The 20,824-nt window shown below is 41.1% G+C and carries 32 protein-coding genes, 2 tRNA genes and 4 pseudogenes; 15 read left to right on the forward strand and 23 right to left on the reverse strand.

The genetic code is table 11. The annotated features are described in order from the left end of the window. Positions 1–97 precede the first annotated feature (97 nt). From KUH03_RS11025 to KUH03_RS11065, 9 genes and pseudogenes are all read right to left on the reverse strand, one after another. Positions 98–325, reverse strand: coding sequence for a hypothetical protein (locus tag KUH03_RS11025; RefSeq protein ID WP_257093292.1), 228 nt, complete (start codon positions 323–325; stop codon positions 98–100). 136 nt (positions 326–461) lie between these two features. Then, positions 462–635 (reverse strand): hypothetical protein, encoded by a 174-nt coding sequence (locus tag KUH03_RS11030; RefSeq protein ID WP_257093294.1) that lies wholly within the window; start codon positions 633–635, stop codon positions 462–464. Beyond that, a pseudogene (locus tag KUH03_RS11035) lies at positions 620–1,116 on the reverse strand (DUF3347 domain-containing protein). The gene KUH03_RS11030 and the pseudogene KUH03_RS11035 overlap by 16 nt, the downstream one beginning before the upstream one ends. Positions 1,117–1,203: 87 nt before the next feature. Beyond that, complete coding sequence (locus KUH03_RS11040) at positions 1,204–1,557, reverse strand: TRASH domain-containing protein (RefSeq protein ID WP_257093298.1); 354 nt, start codon at positions 1,555–1,557, stop codon at positions 1,204–1,206. Between the two features lie 91 nt (positions 1,558–1,648). Beyond that, a complete protein-coding gene (locus KUH03_RS11045) occupies positions 1,649–2,461 on the reverse strand; it encodes a DUF3347 domain-containing protein (protein ID WP_257093300.1) in 813 nt (270 codons plus the stop codon). Between the two features lie 398 nt (positions 2,462–2,859). Beyond that, the gene (locus KUH03_RS11050) at positions 2,860–3,318 is read right to left on the reverse strand and encodes a hypothetical protein (RefSeq protein ID WP_257093302.1); all 459 of its coding nucleotides are present in this window, start codon (positions 3,316–3,318) and stop codon (positions 2,860–2,862) included. A gap of 257 nt (positions 3,319–3,575) precedes the next feature. After that, positions 3,576–3,833, reverse strand: coding sequence for a hypothetical protein (locus tag KUH03_RS11055; protein WP_257093304.1), 258 nt, complete (start codon positions 3,831–3,833; stop codon positions 3,576–3,578). Beyond that, positions 3,830–4,129, reverse strand: coding sequence for an alpha/beta hydrolase (locus KUH03_RS11060; protein WP_257093306.1), 300 nt, complete (start codon positions 4,127–4,129; stop codon positions 3,830–3,832). The genes KUH03_RS11055 and KUH03_RS11060 overlap by 4 nt, the downstream gene beginning before the upstream one ends. Next, entirely contained in the window at positions 4,099–4,380 is a 282-nt protein-coding gene (locus tag KUH03_RS11065; protein ID WP_257093308.1) for a hypothetical protein, read from the reverse strand. The genes KUH03_RS11060 and KUH03_RS11065 overlap by 31 nt, the downstream gene beginning before the upstream one ends. A 247-nt stretch (positions 4,381–4,627) precedes the next feature. Between KUH03_RS11065 and KUH03_RS11070 the strand changes: the two genes are divergently transcribed. From KUH03_RS11070 to KUH03_RS11080, 3 genes are all read left to right on the forward strand, one after another. After that, on the forward strand, positions 4,628–5,053 hold the full coding sequence (locus KUH03_RS11070; RefSeq protein WP_120259522.1) for an SRPBCC family protein: 426 nt from the start codon (positions 4,628–4,630) through the stop codon (positions 5,051–5,053). Between the two features lie 185 nt (positions 5,054–5,238). Continuing rightward, on the forward strand, positions 5,239–5,697 hold the full coding sequence (locus tag KUH03_RS11075; protein WP_120259521.1) for a MaoC family dehydratase: 459 nt from the start codon (positions 5,239–5,241) through the stop codon (positions 5,695–5,697). A 48-nt stretch (positions 5,698–5,745) separates the two neighbouring features. Continuing rightward, positions 5,746–6,207, forward strand: a complete 462-nt coding sequence (locus KUH03_RS11080; RefSeq protein WP_257093309.1) for a GNAT family N-acetyltransferase — start codon at positions 5,746–5,748, stop codon at positions 6,205–6,207. A gap of 48 nt (positions 6,208–6,255) precedes the next feature. Here the strand turns inward: KUH03_RS11080 and KUH03_RS11085 are convergent, their stop codons facing one another. Next, a complete protein-coding gene (locus KUH03_RS11085) occupies positions 6,256–7,218 on the reverse strand; it encodes a YeiH family protein (RefSeq protein WP_306429549.1) in 963 nt (320 codons plus the stop codon). 550 nt (positions 7,219–7,768) lie between these two features. Between KUH03_RS11085 and KUH03_RS11090 the strand changes: the two genes are divergently transcribed. After that, positions 7,769–7,936, forward strand: a complete 168-nt coding sequence (locus tag KUH03_RS11090) for a hypothetical protein (RefSeq protein ID WP_257093311.1) — start codon at positions 7,769–7,771, stop codon at positions 7,934–7,936. A 258-nt stretch (positions 7,937–8,194) separates the two neighbouring features. Here KUH03_RS11090 and cysM read toward each other — a convergent pair. From cysM to KUH03_RS11110, 5 genes and pseudogenes are all read right to left on the reverse strand, one after another. After that, positions 8,195–9,063, reverse strand: a pseudogene (cysM, locus tag KUH03_RS11095) (cysteine synthase CysM). A gap of 7 nt (positions 9,064–9,070) precedes the next feature. Beyond that, a complete protein-coding gene (locus KUH03_RS48510; protein WP_373564694.1) occupies positions 9,071–9,298 on the reverse strand; it encodes a hypothetical protein in 228 nt (75 codons plus the stop codon). A gap of 28 nt (positions 9,299–9,326) precedes the next feature. Next, complete coding sequence (locus KUH03_RS11100; protein ID WP_373564695.1) at positions 9,327–9,878, reverse strand: hypothetical protein; 552 nt, start codon at positions 9,876–9,878, stop codon at positions 9,327–9,329. Positions 9,879–10,080: 202 nt separating this feature from the next. Beyond that, positions 10,081–10,464, reverse strand: coding sequence for a DUF3037 domain-containing protein (locus tag KUH03_RS11105; RefSeq protein WP_120259515.1), 384 nt, complete (start codon positions 10,462–10,464; stop codon positions 10,081–10,083). After that, positions 10,442–11,237, reverse strand: a pseudogene (locus KUH03_RS11110) (HipA family kinase). The gene KUH03_RS11105 and the pseudogene KUH03_RS11110 overlap by 23 nt, the downstream one beginning before the upstream one ends. Positions 11,238–11,467: 230 nt before the next feature. Between KUH03_RS11110 and KUH03_RS11115 the strand changes: the two are divergent. The 8 genes and pseudogenes from KUH03_RS11115 to KUH03_RS11135 all read left to right on the forward strand — a co-directional run bounded on the left by KUH03_RS11115 (position 11,468) and on the right by KUH03_RS11135 (position 14,590). Continuing rightward, a pseudogene (locus tag KUH03_RS11115) lies at positions 11,468–12,009 on the forward strand (DUF1599 domain-containing protein). Between the two features lie 7 nt (positions 12,010–12,016). Beyond that, a complete protein-coding gene (locus KUH03_RS45775; RefSeq protein WP_306429550.1) occupies positions 12,017–12,505 on the forward strand; it encodes a MauE/DoxX family redox-associated membrane protein in 489 nt (162 codons plus the stop codon). After that, on the forward strand, positions 12,502–12,810 hold the full coding sequence (locus tag KUH03_RS45780; protein ID WP_306429551.1) for a hypothetical protein: 309 nt from the start codon (positions 12,502–12,504) through the stop codon (positions 12,808–12,810). Before KUH03_RS45775 ends, KUH03_RS45780 begins: the two co-directional genes overlap by 4 nt. Continuing rightward, on the forward strand, positions 12,807–13,100 hold the full coding sequence (locus tag KUH03_RS45785; RefSeq protein ID WP_306429552.1) for a hypothetical protein: 294 nt from the start codon (positions 12,807–12,809) through the stop codon (positions 13,098–13,100). The genes KUH03_RS45780 and KUH03_RS45785 overlap by 4 nt, the downstream gene beginning before the upstream one ends. A 103-nt stretch (positions 13,101–13,203) precedes the next feature. Beyond that, complete coding sequence (locus KUH03_RS48515) at positions 13,204–13,509, forward strand: shikimate kinase (protein ID WP_373564696.1); 306 nt, start codon at positions 13,204–13,206, stop codon at positions 13,507–13,509. Then, the gene (locus tag KUH03_RS48520; protein ID WP_373564697.1) at positions 13,494–13,718 is read left to right on the forward strand and encodes a shikimate kinase; all 225 of its coding nucleotides are present in this window, start codon (positions 13,494–13,496) and stop codon (positions 13,716–13,718) included. The genes KUH03_RS48515 and KUH03_RS48520 overlap by 16 nt, the downstream gene beginning before the upstream one ends. 111 nt (positions 13,719–13,829) lie before the next feature. Beyond that, positions 13,830–14,132, forward strand: coding sequence for a glycerophosphodiester phosphodiesterase family protein (locus KUH03_RS11130; protein WP_257093313.1), 303 nt, complete (start codon positions 13,830–13,832; stop codon positions 14,130–14,132). After that, positions 14,126–14,590: a glycerophosphodiester phosphodiesterase family protein gene (locus tag KUH03_RS11135; protein WP_257093315.1), complete on the forward strand. Its 465-nt coding sequence runs from the start codon at positions 14,126–14,128 to the stop codon at positions 14,588–14,590. The genes KUH03_RS11130 and KUH03_RS11135 overlap by 7 nt, the downstream gene beginning before the upstream one ends. A 418-nt stretch (positions 14,591–15,008) precedes the next feature. On the opposite strand, the gene KUH03_RS45790 is transcribed toward KUH03_RS11135, so the two are convergent. The 5 genes from KUH03_RS45790 to KUH03_RS11160 form a co-directional block, all read right to left on the reverse strand. Then, positions 15,009–15,164, reverse strand: a complete 156-nt coding sequence (locus KUH03_RS45790) for a DUF502 domain-containing protein (RefSeq protein ID WP_306429553.1) — start codon at positions 15,162–15,164, stop codon at positions 15,009–15,011. 269 nt (positions 15,165–15,433) lie between these two features. Next, positions 15,434–15,799, reverse strand: coding sequence for an alanine racemase C-terminal domain-containing protein (locus tag KUH03_RS11145; RefSeq protein WP_257093317.1), 366 nt, complete (start codon positions 15,797–15,799; stop codon positions 15,434–15,436). Further along, positions 15,796–16,530, reverse strand: a complete 735-nt coding sequence (locus KUH03_RS11150) for an alanine racemase (RefSeq protein WP_257093318.1) — start codon at positions 16,528–16,530, stop codon at positions 15,796–15,798. Before KUH03_RS11150 ends, KUH03_RS11145 begins: the two co-directional genes overlap by 4 nt. Before the next feature lie 19 nt (positions 16,531–16,549). Continuing rightward, positions 16,550–16,750, reverse strand: a complete 201-nt coding sequence (locus KUH03_RS11155) for a hypothetical protein (RefSeq protein ID WP_257093320.1) — start codon at positions 16,748–16,750, stop codon at positions 16,550–16,552. A gap of 333 nt (positions 16,751–17,083) precedes the next feature. Beyond that, on the reverse strand, positions 17,084–17,869 hold the full coding sequence (locus KUH03_RS11160) for a Mur ligase family protein (RefSeq protein WP_257093322.1): 786 nt from the start codon (positions 17,867–17,869) through the stop codon (positions 17,084–17,086). A gap of 74 nt (positions 17,870–17,943) precedes the next feature. Between KUH03_RS11160 and KUH03_RS11165 the strand changes: the two genes are divergently transcribed. The 3 genes from KUH03_RS11165 to KUH03_RS11175 all read left to right on the forward strand — a co-directional run bounded on the left by KUH03_RS11165 (position 17,944) and on the right by KUH03_RS11175 (position 18,706). Continuing rightward, the gene (locus KUH03_RS11165; protein ID WP_257093324.1) at positions 17,944–18,399 is read left to right on the forward strand and encodes a regulatory protein RecX; all 456 of its coding nucleotides are present in this window, start codon (positions 17,944–17,946) and stop codon (positions 18,397–18,399) included. A gap of 144 nt (positions 18,400–18,543) precedes the next feature. Continuing rightward, positions 18,544–18,616: transfer RNA gene (locus KUH03_RS11170), tRNA-Gly, on the forward strand. Positions 18,617–18,621: 5 nt separating this feature from the next. Beyond that, positions 18,622–18,706: transfer RNA gene (locus KUH03_RS11175), tRNA-Leu, on the forward strand. Positions 18,707–18,740: 34 nt separating this feature from the next. Here the strand turns inward: KUH03_RS11175 and KUH03_RS11180 are convergent. The 3 genes from KUH03_RS11180 to KUH03_RS11190 form a co-directional block, all read right to left on the reverse strand. After that, a complete protein-coding gene (locus KUH03_RS11180; protein ID WP_257093327.1) occupies positions 18,741–19,316 on the reverse strand; it encodes a chromate transporter in 576 nt (191 codons plus the stop codon). A gap of 166 nt (positions 19,317–19,482) precedes the next feature. Next, complete coding sequence (locus KUH03_RS11185) at positions 19,483–19,932, reverse strand: chromate transporter (RefSeq protein ID WP_257093329.1); 450 nt, start codon at positions 19,930–19,932, stop codon at positions 19,483–19,485. A gap of 304 nt (positions 19,933–20,236) precedes the next feature. Further along, on the reverse strand, positions 20,237–20,758 hold the full coding sequence (locus KUH03_RS11190; RefSeq protein ID WP_120259505.1) for an OmpA family protein: 522 nt from the start codon (positions 20,756–20,758) through the stop codon (positions 20,237–20,239). Positions 20,759–20,824: the final 66 nt, after the last annotated feature.

Consider the following 20,824-nt stretch of genomic DNA (forward strand, 5'->3'; position numbering starts at 1 on the left):
TTAATTAAAACTCCATTACTTTTAGGTCCCACACCATACTGATAGACCAGCCGTGCGCCATGGTGTCCCGTGATAAATAGTGTCACAGACAAACTTATCACAAAATGACGATCAAATAGTTTGTCCAGATGACCTTACTCCATCGCAATGCCACGAAGCGTACCACTGTGGTTATCCCAGCCAGCCAAAAGCTGATCCAGGCATAACGTTGGTGGGTATCAAACACGGCAAAGGCTTCTTCATCCGCATCTCCCGAAATATGGGATGCTGTCTGGATTGCTGCAAAAGCCCCTATTGTTCCCAAAAGCAATAGGACAAAAGTCACTATATTTAACTCCCCGATACCGGCTATAGCTTACAGCCACCACCTGACTGAGCAAAGCTAAAAGCAGCAGCACTATAGGGAAATGAACCACCAAGGGTGCAAGCTGGGAAACCCTTCAAACAATTTCTCCATCACGCTATTGAATTGTTTCTACAGTAGATCCACAGGTAGGCATTGATTTGCCCAAATAAGGATTGTCAATTGCCTTTTGTTTGCTCAACCAATACGCGCCTTTACCCTCATTATACATTGGACAATGTTGGTAGTAGACCGGAGCATCCGGTTTCACCACTTTTAACAATGCGTACATATTTTGGATAGCGTCACAAAGTGCTCACGTTGATGTCCATTTTCATCAATCCCGGCGATATGTTCTGTATCAAAGGCCAATTTCCGTTGATACTGTTTCCAAGCAGCAGCGGTAGCGGTCTCCAGCTTGGCGGCATCAATTTTGCAACCACAACCTGCATCTTTTTGGCAGCCTGCTGTGCGTTCTGCCCATTATCTCTTGCCAGCGCATCTTTTAATTCAAAGTAAGCACTGTACACCTCCTCAAAAGATCTATCCTTTGCAACTGCAGCATCCGTCTTTGTGTTAGCAGCAGTTTCAGTAGCCAGCGCTTTTGCTGTTGTATCGGCTACCCCAGCTGTATCTGCTTTCGTTTTATCCGTAGCAGCGCTTGTCTCCTCATCTTCCTTCGCCGTATGTGCGGCATGCGTATGATTCGGTTTTGAGTTGTTGCAGGCAGCAAGTGTCATTGCTGCAACTACAATCAGTATTATTCTTTTCATTTTAAGTCTATTTATTGGTTTATATTTTCAACGTATTTCCGATAATTTTCTTCGTTTTCAAAGTAAGAAACTTCCCCTGATCGCCCGTTATGGCAATAGCTGCATTGGCTTTATCAACCTCTTTCTTGGACAAGGGATCAATAGCAACACGAACAGCGGCTTCTTTAGGGATTCGTTCTTACACATTTCACAGCAGCCATAATAAGCCCTGCCTTCATGTTTGACCAGCAGTTGTTTCTTGGCCATAAAAGCATCGTTGACCATACATACATCTTCAGTAGGTACGAGATCCCCTTTTTTATACTGCTTTGCAGCAGCTGTTACCTGCATCGTTGTATCTTTTTCAGGACTTTTAAGCGCTGCCTTTGAATTGCTTTGTGGATTGGTGCATGCCGTCAATGTGAGGACAAACACTGCTATAATAGCAACTAGATATTTCATGGGGTCAGCTATTAGTTAAGCGTTTCAACTGTACTTCCACAAGTAATCATTTGCGATCCGTAGAATGGATTTTTAACGGCCTTTTCCTTGCTCAACCAATTTGCACCTTTCCTTCGTTAAACATTGGACAATGTTGATAGTAGACAGGACTCCCGAAAGAACTCACTTTGGCCAGTTCATAGAGCTTCGTCGAAAGCGAGGCAAATGCAACACGTTGTTTGGTCACATCCTTACTCTTTGCGATGGTTGTAGCATCAGCAGTCAAATTGTTCATCACCTTCATCCAGACAGTATGTTCAGCGGATGCAAGCTTATTCATATCCACGGCCTTGATCGCTTCCTGCAATGCCGCGGCCTTGGTCGCCGCCGTCTGGGCATCCGTCTTGACCAGCGCATCTTTTAAAGCAAAGTATTGATCGACCACATTTGTCAATTGTGTTACTTTTCCGGTTACCGCAACCGCTGCTGTAGCATTTTGGTGAGCTGAATGATCTGTTTGCCCCGACTGATGTTGTCCACTAGGTTCGGTAGTTGTTGCAGTCTGCGATTTTGATACAGGTTTTAATGTTCTTGTGTATTGATCTGCTTTGGGCAACTTGGCATAAGCGTCGTCCGGTGCCAGAAACTTCTCACTGTCAAATCCTGCCAAGGCAATACGTTTTAAAACGTCATCTTCATTTGTTTTTGAAGCATCATAGGTGATGGTCGCAATTTTAGTTTCCTGGTTCCAGTCTACCTGGGCGGTCTTTCCGGCCTTACCTTCCTGCTCGATGGCAGTTTTTGCAGCAGAGGTATTTCCGAAGACTTTTACCGTTGCTGTTTTCGCATTTTTGATCTGTGCCTGTATCGTGTTATTGGTCAGTAATACTAGGGTTACTAAGCCAATTATTGAAATGGATTTCATCTGTAAATATTTTTTTTAATGACCATATGGAATATCCCGTCTATTTTCATAAGTGTTTGTATTTTTCCAACATGGATATTTCATCTGTAAATTTTTATTGATGGTGTTTGTTTTCATTGGTATCAATGAACGCATTACACTCAGTTTATATTTTAATAGTATAGGATATACCCCTAAAATTTGATTCGTATTTATGCTTTTCAAATAAGAGTACCTGATGACGAATAAATTTTAAATAAATAATAACGAAAACTTCCTTAATAGCCAGTTATCCATCGCTAAAAGCCGTAGACCATCACTAGATCATATCATATAATGGGTATTTTCATCTTATATATTAAGAGGGTTTTGAACGCCGATGGCGATCCAAAAGACGTAGCATGGGCTACCATCGATAATTAGGCTATTTTGGGAGGCTGCCAGATCGAAAAATAAGCATCCGAGCAAAACGGTTGCTTGTACAGGGTAGACAATTTGAGCTGATCTGTGTCCGATGGTAAAATAAGATCCACTTCATAAAAAGAGATCATCGGATTACATTGCATCGAAGTACGACATGATTTTTCGGCACAGTGTTTACCACAGTCATCTCCGTGATCATTTGAAGCTCCAGAATCCTGTTTTTTATCTTTACAGCAATCTTTCGTGTCAGTCTCCTTTACATCTTGCGCTTTGTCCGTATGTTTTGGATCTTGACCTTGCTCGCTATCCTTTACATCCTGACCTTTTTCTGCACAACAGGATTTCTTCTCCTGCTTCGGCTTTTCGGGGACTGAATGGCAGGCAAACCCCAGACTTGGTGCTAAAAATAGCCCCAAAATACAGATGACCAACAAGATGTTGACTTTTGCCCACATAGGAATTCAAATTTATTTTATTTATGCTATAATACCTTATTTACAGGAAATAACCCTGTATGTAGCTATTACGGGATAAAGATCGTTACTATTTCCGAAACAGCTGTTGTAATATTTTTATTTTATTTTATAAAATTTCTGACGGGAAAATCAATCAATCAATCAATCAATCAATCAATCAATCAATCAATCAATCAATCAATCAATCAATCAATCAATGGCTTAGCACTATTGTGTTAACTTTGTAAGGCCTAGTTTTATTTTTCCAGCTCCTTGATCCAATTCAGTAGCAGCAAGCAACCCGGTGCATAGACGGCTCCATGATCAAAGCCCTGTAATTGATATAAAGAGGTTTTTGCATGACCGACCTGCTTTAATATTGCTGCGAGATGCGCATTCTCTTCATATCGTGCGGGCAGCTCCAATCGCGCATCACCTGTGATCAATACAATAGGTGGCGCATCCTTTCGTGCAAAGGCTATAGGCGCATACTGATCAATCTGTGGGATGATCATAGATTGTCCACGTTCCTTTTAATGGTGTAATGTGTATTGGTCTGACCACTGATCGGTGCGAGGCCTTTTATCCGATTCGCATCGACTCCGTATTTGTGTAGATAGCTGCTATCCAGTCCCACCATTAACGCTAGGTATCCTCCAGCAGAGTGTCCTGACACATAAATCTTTGCCGGATCACCACCATAGGAAGCAATATGGGCGAACGCCCAGGCAACAGCCGTTGCAGCATCTTCAATATAACCTGGCGCTTTCTCCTTAGGGCTCAACCTGTAATTGACAGCGACCACAGCCACCCCTTCTCTTTAAGCTCCAATGGAATAAATTTGTTTCCCCCTTCCAGTCCGCCACCATGAAACCAGACGATCGTGGAAAAATCTTTTCGGTCAGTAGGAATATAAAGATCCAGCTTACATCGTTCCTTTTTATACGCGTCGGTATCGGTATTTTTACAATAACTGATATCTGCTAGGGTACGATATTTCTGTGCGAAGATCCTGTTCGAAGTAATCAATAAAAAGAATACAATAAGGAATTTTGGAGACATAATAAATGGGTTTAAGGATTCACATTCATAAAGTTAACAAAAAGCCAACGGATCCCCTCCTTTTAACGCAAAATTGTCTATTCCCAAGAACAACACATCAAGCTAATATCCTTAATGATCTTTTTAGAAGCATATTAATGATTATCTTACAGGGGACATAACAAAAGGTAAATTTTCCTGTTATTAATAAAGAAACTGTTATTAATAGGGAAACTGTAAATACTTTAGAAAAAATCAGTAACATAATATGGAGCAGATAAAAATACAAGCGCATATTGATGTGCGTGTGGAGATCATCTGGAACGCCTATACCTCAGCAGAAGATATTATGCAATGGAATCAAGCTTCCGATGATTGGCACTGTACAGGTGCAATCAACGATTTACGCATCGGAGGAAAATTCAAGAATCGTATGGAGGCAAAAGATGGCTCCATGGGTTTTGACTTTATAGGAACCTATACGGCACTCGAACCGTTCAAAAAAATAGCCTATACGATGCCCGATGGCCGTAAGGTTACCATAAATTTCAACTCGAAAAAATCCACGACCGAGATTACCGTTATTTTTGATGCTGAATTCGAAAACCCTGTTGAGATGCAACGGCAAGGATGGCAAGCCATTTTGGACAACTTCAAAGCCTATGTAGAAAAAACATATGGGAGCCCATCATAGCGACAAACGCTTTAAATGCGGTAATTGCAGCATATTCAGCTGATGACAATCAGTTCAATTAGTAGACATATAATAACAGACATACTTGGATTGCTAACGACAATGGTTATCTTTAGCCAAAATTTGATATTCCTGTATGTAACCTACGGAGCAAATTCCAACGAAAAGCGATAAAGACATAACATATGACAATAATTAACAATTATGAAGAGTACAAAGCCTTTGAAGGAAAGTCATTAGGCGAATCTCAATGGCATACAATCGATCAAAAACAGATTAACCTGTTTGCCGATGCAACCTTAGACCACCAATGGATCCACCTCGATAGCGAAAAAGCAAAAACAGAGAGTCCATTTAAATCGACCATTGCACATGGTTATCTGACCCTATCCTTAATTCCTTATTTGTGGAAACAGATTGCAGAAGTAAGGAATGTCAAAATGGAGATCAATTATGGCATCGAAAACCTACGTTTTGCACAACCGGTCCTGGTCGATAACGAAGTACAATTACATACACACGTTAAATCGGTTGTCAATCTCAGGGGAGTGATCAAAGTAACCATTGAAGCAACTTTAAAAATTAAGGATAGTGCCAAACCGGCTTATGTTGGGGATGTTATCTTTTTATACCACTTCAATTAAATCAATCCGAATAGGATTCATTTTAAAAACTTCAGACAGGCTATTTACATGTTAGCTGAATTCGAAATAAAACAGATCACAAATCATAAGGACTATCCTTATGATTTGTTGCTTCTGGCCGACGAGACTGTCACCGCAATCAATAAGTACCTTTTTGATTCCTCCGTCTTTGTTGTTCAGGAACTGCAACAGCCAATTGCTGTATTTTGCTTATACCCCGTCGATAGTGAGACGCTGGAGATCAAAAATATTGCTGTCGCTGCTTCACATCAGAACAAAGGCCTTGGGAGCAAAATAGTACAATACATCCAGGAGACTTATTGTACACAATACCCCAACCTGATTGTTGGCACTGCCGATTGTGGTTTCGATCAGATCCGATTTTATGAACGTAATGGCTTTGTTCAATATAGTGTCCGTGCGAATTTCTTTATAGAGAATTACGAACAACCTATCTATGAAAACGGTCAATTGTTAAGAGATATGATTTTATTGAAATATCAACCCTAACTCCCCTAGCAACAGCAGGTTCCGATTGCTATTTGATACTGCCCTTTTCTATAGACAGAAATAAATATAAATTAACACAGGGATGGCAAGGCACAACCACAATACAAGCCCCTGTAGGATCGCTTTATAACCTACAGACAGTAACACATCTCTTGACAGGCTGGCTCCGATTAAAAAGAGCGTCAATGTTAATCCGACTTTGGAAATATGAACCACATAAGTTCCTATCTCTTGAAAAAATGGAATATAACTATTCAAGATAATAGCCAATACAAATAATCCGATAAAATAAGGAATTTTAATCCGCGTCCCTTTGGTATTAAAAGCAAGCGCACTCAGCAAAGAAATCGGAATAATCCATAGTGCCCGCGTCAATTTAACCGTCGTTGCCACCTGAAGAGCTTCTGTTCCATACTTACTTGCCGCACCGACCACCGAACTCGTATCCTGTATTGCAACCGCACACCAAAGTCCAAATTGTGTCTGGGAGAGATCTAGGGCACGACCGATGACCGGGAATACAAACAAAGCAAGTGCATTCAAGACAAAGATAGTTCCCAAAGCGACACTGATCTGCTTTTCATTGGCTTTCACAGTGGGCGAAACCGCAGCAATAGCACTTCCGCCACAGATAGCAGTTCCTACGGTGATGAGATAGGCAGTTAGCTTTTCCAGTTTTAATAATTTACCCAATACATAGCCCAGGGACAATGTCCCGATAATAGAGATAACAGTCAGTAAAAATCCATCTTTGCCTGTCTGAATAGCGGAGTCAATCTGCATACCGAAACCCAAACCAACAACAGAAAGTTGTAAAAGGATTTGCGTGGCTTTGTGATTAACAGCCAAAAAGGGATGTCCGATCCACTGGGCAACAATAATCCCCAGCAGTAGCGCCAGAGGAGCTGATACGACTGGTGTCAGACATAAGATAAGCAAGAGGATAAAGATGATTTCCCGGATAGTAATCTTTTTGTTGAGTATATGCTTGTATCGCATGGTGGGAGTCACTTTTTGTACATGATTTTGTGTTTTGATCTGGCACAAAATTGAATAACTTTTATTTATCAATAAAACTATAAATACTAATAAGTCATAACTATACGTTATATTTCATAAAAACATCGCAAAAGAGTTCAACCTGTAAATGTGGATTGCACAGCCATCCAGATCAAATGCGGCATCGATATTTATTGGAAGAATATGAGGATCAAATACGATCAAAAAGATAAATCCATGGGTTCAATGAGATCACACTTATAACAGTCCATATTTCGGTATTGGCATTCCACTTGGAAAATAATAAGTATAGGTGGAAGATCCAAGATAAATCACTATATTTCAATAAGATTCAAATAATACAAGTAAACGATGAGACTAACTGCGATACACCCCAAATTACCGATGCGCGACAAAGCTGTCACAAGCGATTTTTACTTAGGTCAGCTGGGCTTCATACCTTGTGGCACCGAAGATTATGAAGGATATCTGATGATCAAAAAGATCAGATCGAGATTCATTTTTTTGAATTTAGGAACTGCCACCCGAAGAAAATTATGGCATGATCTATATCCGTACGGATGATATTGATGAGCTTTATCAATCTTTTTTAGCACGCAACATTGCCATCCATCCGAATGGCAAACTGGAGACAAAACCTTGGGGCCAGCGCGAATTTTCCATATTAGATCCAGATAGCAATTTGCTAACGTTCGGACAGGGAGAATAACACTAAACGTTTAACTACTGTAGCAAAGGTTTGACAAAGAGGCAGCTGGTATACTGGGTATATGCAGACCCAGCCAATACACTTTATTGAAGATATCCTGTCCAATGGAAAACGACACGACAAATAAAAGGAGAATAGCCCTTGAGACGATTAGACACGTTAAGAAAAACAAAAAAACCTGTCTTTATTATGCTTGGTTTTGCCATAATAAAGACAGGTAAATATTTTATAGAACAGGTCTGTTTAACCAGGAAAGGACTAGCCAAATAGGTCTGAGCTCAAATAACGGTCACCCCTATCACATGCGATAAAGACAATGATCCCTTCCTCAATTTCGCTGGCAATTTTCAATGCGCCAGCAAATGCCCCCTGTACTCATACCTGCAAATACTCCTTCGCGTTTCACCAATTCACGCGCCAGTTCGGTCGCTTCCTGCTGTGAAATATCAATCACTCGATCCACACGGCTTGGATCAAATATTTTTGGTAGATAGGCTTCTGGCCAGCGTCTGATTCCAGGTATAGATGACTCGGGTGTAGGTTGACAACCGACGATCTGTATCTCCGGATTTTTCTCTTTAAGGTAAATGGAATTCCCCATAATCGTTCCCGTCGTCCCCATTGCACTCACAAAATGGGTAATTTTCCCATCTGTATCACGCCAAATTTCTGGCCCGGTTGTTTTGATATGGGCTTTATAGTTATCCGGATTGGCAAATTGGTTTAGGATATAATAGCCTTCCTTCAACGCTTTTTCTTCCGCATAGTCACGGCATATTTCCATAGATTCTAAGAGCGTAACCTTGGCGCCATAAGCCTCCATCGTCAACGTCCGTTCGCGGGTAGACGATGCGGGCATAACCAGTTCCAAACTTAAACCATATATTCCGGCAATCATGGCTAGGGCGATCCCTGTATTACCACTTGTTGCCTCAATCAGTTTGCTTTCTTTCGAAATTTCACCACGCTCCATTGCTGAACGTATCATATTTATGCCGCGCGATCTTTGACTGAGCCGGCGGGATTATTCCCTCCATCTTTGCAAAGATCCGTACCTTGGGATTCGCATGAAATTGGGTGATCTCCACCAAGGGTGTATTTCCGATGGTATCTATAATATTTCCCATAATGTATCTATATGATTGGTTTTGAATCTATAAATTTCGCCGTTGCCTGGTGGTATACTGTAGTATAAGGTTCGACCGAGCTCGTCAACCAAACATTCCCACCGATAACGGAATGATGACCTATACGTGTCTCACCGCCCAAAATAGTCGCCCCGGAATAGATGATAACATGGTCCTCGATCGTCGGATGGCGTTTGACATTCGAAAAGACCTTGTCCACACTCAAGGCGCCCAACGTAACACCTTGGTATAGTTTAACGTAATTACCTATTATACAAGTCTCTCCGATGACTAGCCCTGTACCATGATCTATATGAAGGTGATGACCAATGGTCGCCCCGGATGAATGTCAATACCTGTCTTGAATGTGCATGTTCGGTCAATATCCTTGGGATCAGGGGCACACCTAGACGGTGGAGCTCATTTGCCATTCTGAAAATACAGATGGCAAAAAAACCGGGATAGGTGCGTACAACCTCACGCTTATTTTGCGCAGCTGGATCTCCATCCATCAATGCATCAGCATCCCAGCACATCAGCTCGTACAACGCCGGAATACGTTCAAAAAACTGATGGGCCACTTGTGCATGATTGCAATGACCACAGGCTTTTGACTTACTCAGAAGCTGTTCCAACTCCAGTTCAAATTGCTCAAAGGCAAGTTTTACATCTTCTACCGATTTCATTTCGCCAGAATTTCGCTCCGGAAAAAGCACATCCAAAATTTTGGTTGCCCAGCCACAGATCTTCTTATTGGAAGGCATTTCTAAAACAGCTAATTGCTGCTCATAGATATGTTGATAAAAATCATGCATCTTCAAAAGTAAATATTAAAACAAATATACTATACAATATTGATAGATTAAGCCTTATTAGCAATAAGGCTACGATTAAATCATTTTTTTCTTTCTATTTGAGTCCCAAACCCGCTCCAAATTTATTACCTAGGGCATCGTTGCAGCCAGCATTTCTTCCTCTTTTTGGCACAAGCTCCATTTAGTGGCCTGACGATGTCTATCAAAGTACCAGGCGCTCAAACAAGTTTTGCAGTGTTGCTTCGGGATCTTCACAGAGTCCGGGATGTGAAGCGGAACATTGGATGACCGTGCTCCGTTTGGCGGTAAGCCAACGGAAACGCTCTGTGATATCCAGCGCAGCTAGTTTTCCGGCATCTTTATCGCCATTACAAATCCGTTGAAAGGAAGACAGATGGTTTTCGATGAGTTCCAATTCAATTTTAGGACAGAGCGCACGCACCTTTTGCTCGTCGATGGCATAGACCATCTTGGCAAAGCGATATTTACGACAGTAGAGCGCAATACCAACATTGATAAATTCCTCACGCTCTACACGTGGTACCAGTCGCACCACAGCATATTCATATAAGGTTCTCTCTGGCATCTTCTATCTGTTTTACAAAAATTGACGAACTCGCCACACGTTGTTTCAAGAATGAAACGTACACCTCTCTCGCATCCGCTGCTGACAATTCACGTTCGGAATCCTCCAACCATTCGTCCGGTACAACGGCCAATATCTTACGAAAAACATCCTCCGTAAAAAGAGGACTGAATTCAGCATCTATTTTTTCAACAATGGTCGCGTTTTTAACAACACATGATCTTTAATCTGCACGAAAGGTTTGTGCGATTGTTCCTCCCAATTGTCCCAGCTATGGTGGAAATACAAGGATGCGCCATGGTCGATCAACCACAGTTCTTTGTGCCAGATCAACATATTGGTATTCCGGACTGTGCGGTCAACATTCATCAACAAGGCATCCAGCCACACAATCTTGGAAGCCTCTTCCGCTCCAATCACATCCACATTGGCATCAAAAGTAATTGCCCCACTCAAAAAATGGAGCCCAAGGTTTTTCCCCACGCTGAATTTGAGTAGATCCTGTATTTCTTCATCCGGTTCGAGCGCCCAAAAGATTCATCCAGATGAGCAAAGACGATTTCAGGCACTCTTAATTTTAACAATCTGGCCAGCTCACCGCCGATCAGTTCGGCAATCAGTGCCTTTCGTCCCTGTCCTGCTCCTCTAAATTTGATGACATAACTAAAGCCATCATCAGCATCGACCAGCGCCGGCAAAGATCCTCCTTCCCGAAATGGCTGAACATATCGGGTAATCTCTACTTCGCGAATAATAGGTTGTTGAAAATTCATGAATTTCTATTTTCTTGCTATTCAAAGTTGGCAATCAACTCTGCACATAATATCAAACTAAGATAAAGTTAGTTTTAAAACCTTTAATGGTCGAAATATCTCAAATATTTATTTAAATTTTAGCAAAATAGCACAAATTGTACATTCATTTGACCATCAGAAGTACTATTTTCTAATTATATTTGTCCTATAATCTCGACTTGTTTAATCAAGTTCTTTTCAAAAGCGATATGGATACTATTCAGGAATATAACAGTGTTATCAAGCACTGTCAAGATTTATTTATAAAAAAACAAAAGATTATGGAACGGCTTGGCGGATCATGCGCCTGTCTTCTATTACCGACCAGATTTATATCAAAGCACAACGTATACGTACGCTCGAGGTCAAAAAAGTATCCAAGGTTGGGGAGGGTGTCATAGACGAATACATCGGTATTATCAATTATTGCATTATGGCTATGATCCAGATTGATCTGGGTGAAGATGGCGAGGAAAACCTCGACTCTAGCTTTGTCAATCAAAAATATACCGAAAAAGTAACAGAAACCAGAGACCTCATGCTGGCCAAAAACCATGATTATGGTGAGGCTTGGCGCGATATGCGTGTTTCTTCTATGACAGATCTGATCCTAATGAAAATTCATCGGGTCAAACAGATCGAGGACAATGATGGCCAAACTATTGTTTCCGAAGGCATTCACGCCAATTACCAGGATATGCTCAACTACGCAGTTTTTGCGTTAATTAAATTAGGACTAGCACAACAATAATCGGATAATGACAGCAGCACAACAGACAACAAAGACAAATTACCTTTTAGGATTTTGCCGCATTTTCACTGGACTTCTCTTTATTTTCTCTGGATTTATCAAAGCCAATGACCCGACAGGTTTCGGTTATAAACTGCAGGAATATTTCGAGGTATTCCACTTGACAGCCTTCAATGAATACGCGACGGCCATTGCTGTGGTGATCTGTGGTTTTGAAATTCTTTTAGGTGCGCTATTGTTGTTTGGTGTCTATGCCAATTTGGTGGCTTGGGGATTACTGTTATTGATCCTATTTTTCACCTTTTTGACCTTTTATTCCGCATTTTTCGAAGTTGTCACCTCCTGTGGATGTTTTGGCGATGCCATTCCATTGACTCCTTGGCAATCCTTTTCCAAAGATCTGGTACTATTGGCCCTGATCCTGATCATCTTTTTTACCGCAAACAGATCCGATCTATTATCAAAGGCTCCGGCAATCAATTTGTTGTCACATTGATTACAGCCGTTGTTTCCTTGGGTATCGGCATATATACAGTCAACTATCTTCCTTTTATAGATTTCTTACCCTATAAAATTGGCAATAATCTCCCTTCACTAATGGTTCTTCCAGAGGGAAAAGAAGGGGATGTCTTTGAGCAGCTCTATACCATGAAAAACAAAAAGACAGGCGAGACCAAGAAAGTCAATGACAAAGTCTATATGGCGGATAAGCTCTGGGAGGACGAGTCTTGGGAGATCATTGGCGAGCCAGAAAGCAGGCTTATCAAAAAGGATATGATATTCCTATCCCCGACCTATTGATCACGGACGCAGATGGCGCTGATCATACGCAGGAGATCATTGCCAACCCCTATTATAATGTTATCATCGTCGCCAAGGATCTTTCGTCTACCAATATAGATGCGCTCCAGAAAATCAATCAGACGGTGACACAGATGACCAAAGATTACAATGGTCTTCGGGTTGTCTTACTGACTGCCTCAGCCTCCAAAGATGCTCAATACCTGAGTGATAAGATGCAATTGATTGCTGAAATATACTATGCTGATTTAATTCCATTGAAAAGTATGGTCAGAGCCAATCCGGGGTGATCTTGTTAAAAGGTGGAAATGTAATGGGCAAATGGCATTACAATAATTTCCCGGATGCAAAGACGATTGAAGACAATTTTTAAGTAAAGACAAATAGAATAATATGCCTAAACCTATTTTTTTGATTGGCTATATGGGCAGTGGAAAGACCACGCTGGGGAAAAAGCTGGCCAACAAATTAGATTTACCTTTTATCGACACCGACGAAGAGATCGTAAAGCAGATTGGCATGAGCATTACCGAATATTTCGGCGAACATGGTGAGGCAGCCTTTCGAGAACTTGAGCGTGAACAGATCCGCAAATTTGCGGACAACTATGCCGTCATATCTACCGGTGGTGGCGCTCCATGTTTTTTGACAACATGGATTGGATCAAAGCCAATGGTTATGCGGTGTATCTGCAAATGAGCCCCAAAGCCTTATTTGATCGTCTGTCACAATCGAAATTACACAAAAGACCTATTCTAATCGGCAAATCACCGGAAGAATTACGGGTCTTTATCGAAGAGAAATTAACCGAACGCGAGCCCTACTACAGCCAAGCCCATCTAACAATAGACCAGCTCAATACAACAGTAGAGGCTTTAGTTACCCTGATCAATCAGCATAATACTTAATCGTACAATAGCTAATAATGAGCATACGCCCGCACTTCTTTTTTATTCTTAAGCTGTGTACTACTTCTTAGCAGCTGTTTTCGCCATAGTGGCGACACCGAAGGCTTACCTGTGGGCAAGCGTATTCAGCTGACGACCGTAGAAGATCTCTATCAATTTCTGACTTACGATGACAATCGTTATCCGCTGGTTAGCTTGCATCGTGGCGGCCCTACTTCTGGTTATCCCGAAAATGCATTAGAGACCTTCGCTTACAATGCCGGTCTACAACCTGTTATTGTGGAGTGTGATGTTCGCTTGAGCAAAGATTCGGCGCTGGTACTTATGCATGACAATACGCTCAATCGCACCACGACAGGTCGAGGATCCGTCAGTGAACGTACATTGGCCGAACTCAAAAACTACGTTTGCTAGACAACAACAAGAAAATAACTCCTTACAAGATCCCTACACTTGACGAAGCACTCGCTTGGGGAAAAGGAAAGGTCATCTTTACACTGGACATTAAAAATGATGTACCCTACGAATCGGTGATCAATGTCATCCGTCAGCAACGTGCCGAATCCAGTGTTGTTATCATCACGTATAGTGCTGGTCAAGCCGGCAAAGTGCATAACTTGGCTGGGGACCTAATGATATCCGCTTCTGTGAAGAACCTTGATGATCTTGCCCGCCTTAATGAGAAGGATATCCCTGACAATAAGCTGCTAGCCTTCGTGGGCACACGGGAAGCTGATCCTGAGCTGACCAAAGTATTGCATGATCATGGAATTATGTGCATTCTGGGCACCCAAGGTAACCTCGACAGACAAGCCGCCAAAAAGGATTTCAGTTGTATGCTAGCTTTATTGAACGTGGTGCAGACATCTTGAGTACAGATCAGCCAAAGGAAGCTGGACGGGCCTTAAATTTTTATGTCAAAAAAGAGGGATATCTTCGAAATTTGTACAATAAACGACCCCGACCGCTTTGCTTCTATTTTCAATTGTAGAAGCATCGCCCTCCACAAATCCTATCGTTGTTTACCTGCTGTATAGATTCTTTTTCGTTACGCCCTACTCCGTTAATGTTCTAATGCGCTATCCCACTGACACCACCGGAAACCACAAGTTTCATCGCATCCGTAGGTGACATCTCCAGCTTTTTAACTTTATCCGCACTGATAATAACAACCTGACCGGCAAAGGAATAGGAATAGGGAAATAAACCATTACCTCGTTTTCTAAACCAATACTTTTCAGATCATGCTGTGTCAGGAACCCGATCTTTTTAGTCCGAACTCGTTTACAGTCACCAGCACGGGTTCATTGAATTTTTCGCGTCACCCACAAATGCTTCAGTGAAATCCTTTATCGAGGTGTACAAAGTATTCAAAAGCGGTATTCTTTTGATCTGATGATTGATCCACACTTTAATCGGATCAGTCACAAAATTCGTAAATATCACCCCCGCAAGAACAAGGATAAGAATGACTGTTAAGATTCCGATTCCGGGAATATATAGCGGATGCCCTTTTTCATCCTGAAAAAATGTTCAGTCAGATTCAGCGCAGAGTCTATCGATGCAAAAATCCATACGATCAGAAAGACAGCACCAGCCAATGGTACAACAACGAGAATACCTCGAATTAGATAATTAATAAATCCCTGAATAATTTGCCCAGCATGAGTTAGTAAATCAAAATATATTTATACAAAAATGCAGAATATCCTTTATTATTCATAAAAATATACTCTTTTTACCCGTTGCGAGATACTCGTCAACAATTCGTAAGGAATAGTTCCGATAGATTTCGCAGCAAGCTTAATATCGGGGTAAACGATTACCTCGTCTTCCTCGGCTACTTCGATATCCGTAACGTCAAGCATACACATGTCCATGCAAATATCTCCGATCGTTGGTACAAGACAGCCATTGACCATCATCTTACCCACACCATTACCAAAACGTCTGTCATAACCATCTGCATAACCAATTTTTATGGTTGCAGTTTTGCTATCCCGGTGCAATACCCCATGCCGATTATAACCTACTGTCTCTCCAGCAGCCAAATGTTTTATTTGCGTCACATTGGTCTTCAAACTACTGACTTCTCTAAGCGGAAGATCATGTCGTTCAATATCGATCCCATACAGTCAATTCCCAACCGAACCATATCAAAATAAGCCTGCGGCCATAGTTCGATGCCCGAAGTCGCTGCAATATGTCTTAAGAATGAATAACCGAGACCTTCTTCAAGGCGCTTTGTAAATTGATCCAAGAGATCAATCTGTTGTTGGGTGAAAGCATTATCCTCCTTATTTCCAGCGGAGGCCAAATGGGAAAATGCCGACTTTACCTGAAGTATCGAACCTTCTTTTAGCTCCGTAATGAGTCTATCGACCTCATCAGGCATGAAACCAAGACGATGCATTCCTGTATCCACTTTGATATGAACCGGAAAGGACGCGATCCCCTTCCCTTTTAAGTAATTCAAGAAAGAAGACAGAATTCGAAAGCTATAAATCTCAGGTTCGAGATTATGCTGAACGATGGATTCAAACGTATTTTCATCCGGGCTCATCACAACGATTGGCAATGTGATGCCTGCTCCCCTCAGATCAACCCCTTCGTCGGCAAATGCAACAGTCAGGTAATCCACCCTATTGAACTGTAAAAGGTTTGCAATCTCAAAGCTTCCACTGCCATAAGAAAATGCTTTGACCATCGACATCAATTTTACATGTTTTGGCAACAGCTGGCGATAGACATTCAAGTTATTCTCCATGGCATTCAGGTTGATCTCAAGCACAGTATCATGTGATTTAGCCACCAACAACCGGCTGATTCGTTCAAAGTGAAACTCCGTCCCCTTTCAATAAAATAGTAGAATCTTCCAATTGAATAGCCCTGATATCTTCCAAAAATGATGTTGTACTAGGATAAGACACCGATGGAACAGCAAATTGATCAGCGACCTGTGTCAAGATCTCCCCAATCAAGATCAGTTTATCTAGCCGGTATTCTGAAAGTAAGCGTTTCAATTTTGACAAACTTTTCTCATCCGTTATATTTACGCCCGGTATATCGGAAAGGATTAATATTTTTCGGGGATGCTGTCCCTGTTGATTTAAAAACTCAAGCGCGATCTGCAGGGCATCCAGATCATTACTATAGGAATCATCAATAATCGAGCTATTCTTTTTCCCTTTTTTAGCTCTAATCGCATCGCAACTGGTTGTAGCTCCTTAATTCTCGATGCAATTACCTCTTTTTCATAACCAAAACGCAGCATAACGGCAACGCAGTTGATCGCGTTTTCCACATTTCCTTATCGACAAAAGGTACCTCGATGGCAAATGTCCGTCCGCCATAGAAAAGTGTGGCTACCGTGAACTTATCATCCACCTGCTTGAGGGAATAAACCTCCAATGAAAGCCCTTCATCAAACCCCAGGAAAACTTTCGAGGTCGATAGGGCAGTTGAATATCCTCCACATAACGGCTGGGAAAGATCATGGTTTCAACATCCTTGAACAAGTTGATCTTTTCGTAGATCTTTTCGTTCTTTGACTCAAAACCAGCTTTATGGGCCACGCCTATATTTGTTAGTAGGCCGATTGTTGGTTTGATCATATTTTCCAACTTCACCATTTCTCCCTTCTCAGAAATTCCAGCTTCGATAATCGCCAGGTTATACTGGTCCGATAAGCCCCATAGCGAAAGTGCAACACCCAATTGTGAATTATAGCTTTTAGGACTACGGTAGATCTTATATTCAGGAGACATGAGCTGATATAACCATTCCTTGACTATTGTCTTCCCATTGCTGCCAGTGATGCCGATAACCGGAAAACTAAACTTCTGCCTATGAAAAGCCGCCAATACTTGCATAGCTTCGAGGCTATCCGAAACCCATATCAGATTTGCATCCGGAAATAACAGTTCCTGCTCCTCATCTATCTGCAGAACAAAGTTTCTCACGCCCTTATCATAGGCTTCTTTGATATAATGATGACCATCCCTACTCTTCTGAAGTGCGAAAAACACACCGTTATCAGCCTGAACAATCTTCCGACTATCATAAAATAAATGCTGAACTAAAGAATTGGGATCCGTGATAAATGTGCGATTAGGGTGTAAAATCTGGACGATTTCCGATATTTTATACATTCTCCTGATATTTTGATTGGATCAAAACTGAACATTTTTTAGTTATTTCATATTATTTTTGAAATTTTGACAATATGTTCGAAGAAGATAAAAGAAACAAAAAGATACTAACAGCACGTCAGGCTCAATTAAAGGCTGAAAGTTATTGTGCTTACCAGGAAAGATCCCAACAAGAAGTGCGGGACAAACTTTACGGCTGGGGGCTGCATGAGGAGGATGTCGAAAATACTATAGCAAATTTAATCGCAGAAAACTTTTTAAATGAAGAGCGCTTCGCGATAGCCTATTGTAATGGGAAGCTTCGCATGAAAGGATGGGGCAAAATCAAAATCAAACAGGCTCTAAAGGGAAAGCGGGTTTCTGAGCAATTGATAAAAATTGCATTCAAGCAGATTGACCTGGACGAATACGAGACTATATTGGAAAATATTATTGACAAAAAAATTCGGGAAATAAACAGCAAAGATTCTTTCATCGTTAGGAACAAAGTCTATCAATTTGCGTTGTCTAGGGATTTGAAAGCGATTTAATTTTTTCTATACTGAATTCAAAGGAGTTATAAAAAACGACAAAATAAAGTAAACAAATATTTTGCAATATTAAATTTTCGCTCTATATTTGCATCACCAAAAAGGAACACGAGGTTCTTTTTAAAATTGAAATAAAAATTCCATGCGAAAATAGCTCAGCTGGTAGAGCACAACCTTGCCAAGGTTGGGGTCGCGAGTTCGAATCTCGTTTTTCGCTCACCTGCCTAGGTGGTGGAACTGGTAGACACGCAGGACTTAAAATCCTGTTCCCGTTAAGGGAGTGCGGGTTCGATTCCCGCCCTAGGTACAAGAAAGCTCATCAGTCGATGGGCTTTTCTTGTTTATAATAGCAGGTAAAGCAAAAAGCCATAAAGCAAACTCAAAAGTATCAGATGCAACATCCCGATCCGATAGCGAAATAATAGAAAAACTGAAACAGCAACCCATAGCAATGCTTTCCAATCCAACTCCGCTACCGCGAATACCTTCGGAAACAAAATACCCTGTCCCAAATAACAAGCTAAATTAACAATCACCCCCACCACAGAGGCCGTGACCAAAGAAAGTACATACTGGATGGCCACATTCTTTTGAGACCGCTCAATCAAGGGAGCCCCAACGAAGATTAATGCAAAATTTGGCAAAAAAGTAAAATAAGCGGTAGCCACCAGACCTACCGCAGCCATGACATAGGAATGGTCGAAATGGTTGAATCCAGCCATAAACCCCACGTAAGCCAACACGATTACCAACGGACCCGGCGTCGTCTCGGCCAAAGCAAAACCATCTATCATTTGCGTTTTTGTCAACCAAAAAAGTTTTTCCGTAACCAGACCTGCGATATAGGGAATAACAGTATATGACCCTCCAATGGTAAAGTAAGCCGATTTCGTAAACAAAAAGAGAGTTCTTTCCAAAATGCAGCATCTGGCATAAATAAATACAAGAAAATAAACGGCCCCAACCACAACAGGAAAAATGCAGATAATTGAATACCAATCTTACGCACAGAAATTGGCGGTACTTTCTCTAACGAATTAATAGGATAACATTCTTCGACATCTTCCGCTTCTTCCTTTTCAGCTATAGCGGTGGCTTTTTTTGTTTTAAAAAATAAAGAATGAAGCCCCCAACAATAACCCCAAGAATAATCCAGGGCATAGGTATTTTAACAAAATAAGAAAGTAAAAATGCCACCAGAGCTACGACATAATGCCATGTGCTCAATAATGATTTTTGCCCCACTTTATAGGTTGCAAACAGTATAATCGCTAGAACCGCAGGTTTTAAACCCGAAAATAACGCAGAAAGAATTGTAGAATTGCCAAAGTAGACATACACCAGACTAAGTCCAAATATGATAAACAGAGAAGGTAAAATAAAGAACAAGCCCGCTAATATCCCACCTTTCAGACCATGCAATTTCCAGCCAAGATAAATGGTCAGTTGATGAGCTTCAGGTCCTGGTAGCAGCATGCAGGCGTTAAGCGCCTGAAAGAACTTCTTATTGCTTACCCACTTTTTCTTGTCCACCAAAAATCATGCATTAGGGTAATATGCCCTGTTGTTCCACCAAAACTTATCCAGCCCAGAATAAACCAAAACCGGAGTGCCTCCCGAAAATTAGGAGGACGCAATTCATTTCTTTCAACGGATATCTTTTCTTCCAATATTGTCTAAAATTTATATTATGATCAGCGCGATTATACGTATGGAGATAGGAGCTAACTACATGAAGCATTTTAAAAGAATGCTTAACACCTCTGATAAAGGCATAAAAAAGCGATATATTCATAAAATATCTCGCTTTTTAGTTCAGGAAAAGGTCCTGATAATTTTATTTTTTATCTAGAATAGTCACTTCCACCCTTCTATTTTTCTGACGTCCGTCCGGTGTTTTGTTATCGCCCACAGGATTTGACTGACCAAAACCTTTAGCAGTAATACGCGACTCCTGTACACCTGAATCTACCAGGAATTTCTTTACTGATGCAGCACGTTTATCCGAAAGCCATTGATTATATTCGACAGTACCAGTCGCATCAGTATAACCATCAACCTTAATTTTATTGTTGTTCTCGTTCAAAATTACGGCGAGCTTACTTACTTCAGTCTTCGCTTTGTCAGACAGATAGGAAGAATTTGTCGGGAACAATAGATCGGATGAAATACTGAATTTAATTCCCTCATCAGTCCTTTTCGCATCATTAAAATCCTTTTTCACATTTTTCAAACCATCATCAGTTCCATCTTTTGTGACAACAGCCCCAGGATTAACTACAATAGCCTGTTGTTTACAAGAAAATAATGATAAACTTGCGCATACGGCCAATAGTCCCAAATTAATTTTTCTAAGCATCGTTTTTAACGTATTTATTGTCGATTTAAGCAGCGTAAATATAAGGAAAAAACTCCAAAAAGGCAC

The sequence above is a fragment of the Sphingobacterium sp. E70 genome (assembly GCF_019285695.1).
Lineage (GTDB): Bacteria > Bacteroidota > Bacteroidia > Sphingobacteriales > Sphingobacteriaceae > Sphingobacterium > Sphingobacterium detergens.

What these genes read in the sequence shown, in the direction of transcription:
- KUH03_RS11030 (WP_257093294.1), bottom strand. Translation starts at nt 635, where the DNA reads ATGTACGCATTGTTAAAAGTGGTGAAACCGGATGCTCCGGTCTACTAC.
- KUH03_RS11040 (WP_257093298.1), bottom strand. Translation starts at nt 1,557, where the DNA reads ATGAAATATCTAGTTGCTATTATAGCAGTGTTTGTCCTCACATTGACG.
- KUH03_RS11045 (WP_257093300.1), bottom strand. Translation starts at nt 2,461, where the DNA reads ATGAAATCCATTTCAATAATTGGCTTAGTAACCCTAGTATTACTGACC.
- KUH03_RS11050 (WP_257093302.1), bottom strand. Translation starts at nt 3,318, where the DNA reads ATGTGGGCAAAAGTCAACATCTTGTTGGTCATCTGTATTTTGGGGCTA.
- KUH03_RS11055 (WP_257093304.1), bottom strand. Translation starts at nt 3,833, where the DNA reads ATGATCATCCCACAGATTGATCAGTATGCGCCTATAGCCTTTGCACGA.
- KUH03_RS11065 (WP_257093308.1), bottom strand. Translation starts at nt 4,380, where the DNA reads ATGTCTCCAAAATTCCTTATTGTATTCTTTTTATTGATTACTTCGAAC.
- KUH03_RS11070 (WP_120259522.1), top strand. Translation starts at nt 4,628, where the DNA reads ATGGAGCAGATAAAAATACAAGCGCATATTGATGTGCGTGTGGAGATC.
- KUH03_RS11075 (WP_120259521.1), top strand. Translation starts at nt 5,239, where the DNA reads ATGACAATAATTAACAATTATGAAGAGTACAAAGCCTTTGAAGGAAAG.
- KUH03_RS11080 (WP_257093309.1), top strand. Translation starts at nt 5,746, where the DNA reads ATGTTAGCTGAATTCGAAATAAAACAGATCACAAATCATAAGGACTAT.
- KUH03_RS11090 (WP_257093311.1), top strand. Translation starts at nt 7,769, where the DNA reads ATGATCTATATCCGTACGGATGATATTGATGAGCTTTATCAATCTTTT.
- KUH03_RS11100 (WP_373564695.1), bottom strand. Translation starts at nt 9,878, where the DNA reads ATGCATGATTTTTATCAACATATCTATGAGCAGCAATTAGCTGTTTTA.
- KUH03_RS11105 (WP_120259515.1), bottom strand. Translation starts at nt 10,464, where the DNA reads ATGCCAGAGAGAACCTTATATGAATATGCTGTGGTGCGACTGGTACCA.
- KUH03_RS45775 (WP_306429550.1), top strand. Translation starts at nt 12,017, where the DNA reads ATGACAGCAGCACAACAGACAACAAAGACAAATTACCTTTTAGGATTT.
- KUH03_RS48515 (WP_373564696.1), top strand. Translation starts at nt 13,204, where the DNA reads ATGCCTAAACCTATTTTTTTGATTGGCTATATGGGCAGTGGAAAGACC.
- KUH03_RS11160 (WP_257093322.1), bottom strand. Translation starts at nt 17,869, where the DNA reads ATGTATAAAATATCGGAAATCGTCCAGATTTTACACCCTAATCGCACA.
- KUH03_RS11165 (WP_257093324.1), top strand. Translation starts at nt 17,944, where the DNA reads ATGTTCGAAGAAGATAAAAGAAACAAAAAGATACTAACAGCACGTCAG.
- KUH03_RS11190 (WP_120259505.1), bottom strand. Translation starts at nt 20,758, where the DNA reads ATGCTTAGAAAAATTAATTTGGGACTATTGGCCGTATGCGCAAGTTTA.